Annotated in this window: 2 protein-coding genes; one reads left to right on the plus strand and one right to left on the minus strand. The window is 66.9% G+C overall.

What is annotated here, in order from left to right; genetic code table 11:
• On the minus strand, positions 1-327 hold a 327-nt coding region (locus tag LQV45_RS28780), incomplete at its 3' end, for a ParA family protein (RefSeq protein WP_230010415.1).
• A gap of 317 nt (positions 328-644) precedes the next feature.
• On the opposite strand from LQV45_RS28780, the gene LQV45_RS28785 reads away from it, so the two are divergent.
• Positions 645-1,932 (plus strand): biotin carboxylase N-terminal domain-containing protein (locus LQV45_RS28785; protein ID WP_230010417.1); only part of this gene is annotated, 1,288 nt, incomplete at its 3' end.

The following is a 1,932-nucleotide window of genomic DNA, read 5'->3' on the forward strand; positions in this document are numbered from 1 at the left end:
GTCCAGGACGGAGGTTGCCGCGCCGGACTGAATCCTGCCGTTGGCACTGCCGTTGGCGTTGCTGCGGCCGTTGATCCGGGCGTGTTCCACCCAGCCGCTGGGGACCACGTTGTCCGCCAGATGTGCCCGCCGCGGCGACCTCAGCATCCTGCCGATATCGAGCTGATCGTCCGGACTCACGCCCAGGGCCGTGCTGGCGTCAGCATGCGGATCAAGGTCGACGACGAGGGTGGGGATGCCGGCGGCCAATGCCGCCGACGCCAGTCCGGTGGTCACGGATGTCTTGCCGACACCGCCTTTGAGGCTGCTGATGCTCACTACTTGCACTTGAAAAACCAATACCTAACGCCGGTTGCCGAGACGGGGTCGTGCCGGCTCCTGCGTTCTTCGGAGCCGGGGCGTGCATGCGCCACCCACCCACTCATCATATGTTGATGCTCCGGCGAAACCCGTTTCATCCGGCGTGGGGCGCCAGAACCTCGCCAATCGGACGGACGGGGAAAGCTCCAAGGCCAAGGCCCTGCCCATCGCGGCGTCCGTGACGGATAATGCTGTGACAGTCGCCACAATGATTTGTGTTTGCCCGCACAGGTCCTAGACACTGTGAGCACTTACCGATACGCCCGCGATGAAGCAGGAGAAGTATGTTTTCTAAGATTCTGGTGGCCAACCGCGGCGAAATCGCGATTCGCGCCTTCCGCGCGAGCTACGAGCTGGGTGCCAAGACTGTCGCTGTGTTTCCCCATGAGGACCGCAACTCCATTCACCGCCAGAAGGCCGATGAGGCGTATCTGATCGGCGAGGAGGGACATCCGGTCCGGGCCTACCTGGACGTTGATGAGGTGGTGCGCGTCGCCAAGGAGTCCGGGGCGGACGCCATTTACCCCGGTTACGGTTTCCTCTCCGAGAACCCGCGCCTGGCGCGGGCCGCGAAGGAGGCCGGCATCACCTTCGTCGGCCCGCCGGCCGAGGTTCTGGAACTCGCCGGTAATAAGGTTGCCGCCCTCGAGGCCGCGCGCAAGGCCGGCGTCCCGGTCCTCAAGTCCAGCCAGCCGTCGAAGGACCTGGACGAACTGATCGCCGCCGCGGATGAAATCGGCTTCCCCATTTTTGCCAAGGCCGTCGCCGGCGGCGGCGGGCGCGGCATGCGCCGCGTGGACACCCGCGAGGCGCTCCCGGAGGCCCTGCAGGCCGCCATGCGCGAAGCCGACGCCGCGTTCGGCGACCCCACCATGTTCCTGGAGCAGGCCGTCCTGCGCCCGCGCCACATCGAGGTCCAGATCCTGGCCGACGCGGAGGGCAACGTGATGCACCTCTTCGAGCGTGACTGTTCCATCCAACGCCGCCACCAGAAGGTCATCGAGATCGCCCCGGCGCCGAACCTGGACGAAGGCATCCGGCAGGCGCTGTACCGCGACGCCGTGAAGTTCGCGAAAGCGCTGAACTACGTCAACGCCGGTACCGTCGAATTCCTTGTCGACACGGTGGGTGAGCGGGCCGGCCAGCACGTATTCATCGAAATGAACCCCCGGATCCAGGTCGAGCACACGGTGACCGAGGAAGTCACCGACGTCGATCTCGTCCAGGCGCAGCTGCGCATCGCCGCCGGTGAGAGCCTCGCGGACCTGGGCCTGTCCCAGGAGAGCGTCCAGCTCAAGGGTGCCGCCCTGCAGTGCCGCATCACCACGGAGGACCCGGCCAACGGCTTCCGGCCCGACGTCGGCAAGATCACCGGCTACCGCTCGGCCGGCGGCGCAGGCGTCCGGCTTGACGGCGGCACCGTCTACTCGGGCGCGGAGATCAGCCCGCACTTCGACTCCATGCTGGTCAAGCTGACCTGCCGCGGCCGCAACTACCCGGCCGCCGTCGCCCGGGCCCGCCGCGCCCTCGCCGAGTTCCGCATCCGCGGCGTGTCCACCAACATCTCCTTCC

The organism is Microbacterium sp. Bi128 (genome assembly GCF_918698205.1).